Raw genomic sequence first — 2,048 nt, forward strand, 5'->3', positions numbered from 1 at the left:
TGGGCCGTAATGTCTTCATCTAATGTGATCCATCATATAACTTGATTACTTGCCAGTTATAGCATAGGTTGTACCAAGAGACAAATGAGACACATAGGACAAATGAGAATATTATGAACACCGCCGACACTACCTTAATACCCGTTATTTTATGTGTAGATGACGAGGCGAATATTTTAAGGTCGCTTCAACGCCTATTTGTTTCTTCGAATGTCAAATTATTACAGTCGTCAAGTGGTCAACAGGCACTCGAACTGATGCAAAAAGCAAAGGTAAATTTAATTATTTCTGATATGCGCATGCCAAATATGACTGGCGCCGAGTTTCTTGCACAAGCCGCAGTTCTACAGCCGGATGCATATCGTATATTGATGACTGGATTCTCCGATATTGAATCTACTATTAGATCTATTAATGTCGGTAAAATTCACTGCTATATACAAAAGCCTTGGGATAATGCTGAACTTCTGGCTCAAGTAAATGATGGTTTAGACATTTATCGGCTTATTAATACCAACAACAGGCTTACAGCAAAAATAACGGTGCAGAACGAACAACTAAAAGAATTGAACGACAACCTAGAAGAGACCGTGCTTCAGCGAACAACTCAATTGAAAAAAACTTTACATCAATATAAGCATCTGGCGACTACACGTGGAAATGAACAGAAAGCGACATTGGAAGTTCTATACAATCTGATCAGTATTAATCCTGCACTAAGTGGAAAGTTTGCACAGCATGTTGGAGAAACATGTGGCAACATTGCCAAATTAATGCTGATGAATCAGTCAGATATAGAATTAATCACTAGAGCGGGACTTTATTCAGAATTGGGGAAATTAGGATTGCCAGCCCATTGCCTTAGTCATCCGTTTTATCAATTAGATAGTGCAGACCAAAAGCAATATTTACAACACCCTCAATTGGCTGAAGATATGTTAGTTCCAGCCGTTCACTTGTCTGCTCTAAGTGAAATAATTGCTTGTCAGTATGAGCGCTTTAATGGCACCGGTGAGCCAAGACAAAAAATTGCAGATGATATTCCAGTTGGTGCGCGAATTCTTGCAGTTTCACGGGATTTTTGGCTGCTAATATATCAACGACAAAAACCAAAGCACTACACAAAACAAGAGGCATATAAACTCGTAAAGATTAAGCAAGGTACTTTATATGATCCCAATGTAGTGCGTGTTCTTGGGCAGCTTTTACTAAACAAAGATGAAAAAACTGATTATAGAATAGAGGATGGTCTTCATGTTGAACAAATTGGTGTCGGGATGCGATTAGCCCAAAATTTATACAACCACAATCACATGCTGTTGCTTTCTAAAGGTCACACATTTTGCGAAAAAACACTTTGTCACTTACTCAACTACCAAACTAAATATAAAGTGAAATTACTCATTAAAGTGGAACCTCTTAACCCTGCAGAGATTATCTCTGAAGAAAAAACATGAACAGAATATATGCACAATTTAGATTGCTTATCATAGAGACTTTGCCTATAGCAGATGTATCACTATGATGCATATCCATATTGCAAAGCTGTTTTATTCAAAGTCATTTTCATCCAAGCGGTTTTGGTTTTTCATTAACACAACATTTTTAGGCTGCATAGCCAATTCTATGGCAGTTGACCTTCCTATTGTTGTACCATTTTTAATAGGCAATATTGCTTTTTCAATAATTTTCTTGCGGTTGGGATTTATCTGGTCGGTCTTTAGTTTAATATTAGTTACGCTACCCATTAATAGTGAAATTGCGTGGTTAGGTAGTAGTTTGCAACTATTATTGATGATGCTTTACAACCTAAATTTAAAGCAATATTTATCGAAAACAATCACTACATATGCTTTAGTCATTAGCATCATATATCAACAACTTGGCTATGGAATTTTTGTCGATTCTTGGGATATGTTCTTGTGCACCATAGTTCTCAATACTAGTATATTTGCCTTGTGTACCAGAACAACGTTGATCCTTAACAGTATTAGCAGCTCACCCAAAATACAAAAGACACAAAGCATAAAATTACAGTTAACCAATCG

Annotated in this window: 2 protein-coding genes; both read left to right on the top strand. The window is 36.7% G+C overall.

Annotation, left to right across the window (positions count from 1 at the left end; all coding sequences use genetic code 11):
- Positions 1-113: 113 nt before the first annotated feature.
- Positions 114-1,457, top strand: a complete 1,344-nt coding sequence (locus tag CXF78_RS15200; protein WP_102037264.1) for a response regulator c-di-GMP phosphodiesterase, NosR family — start codon at positions 114-116, stop codon at positions 1,455-1,457.
- A 64-nt stretch (positions 1,458-1,521) separates the two neighbouring features.
- Positions 1,522-2,048 (top strand): hypothetical protein (locus CXF78_RS21650; RefSeq protein ID WP_219622079.1); only part of this gene is annotated, 527 nt, incomplete at its 3' end.

Origin of the sequence: Shewanella sp. 11B5 (genome assembly GCF_002836795.1) — a bacterium.
Lineage (GTDB): Bacteria > Pseudomonadota > Gammaproteobacteria > Enterobacterales > Shewanellaceae > Shewanella > Shewanella frigidimarina.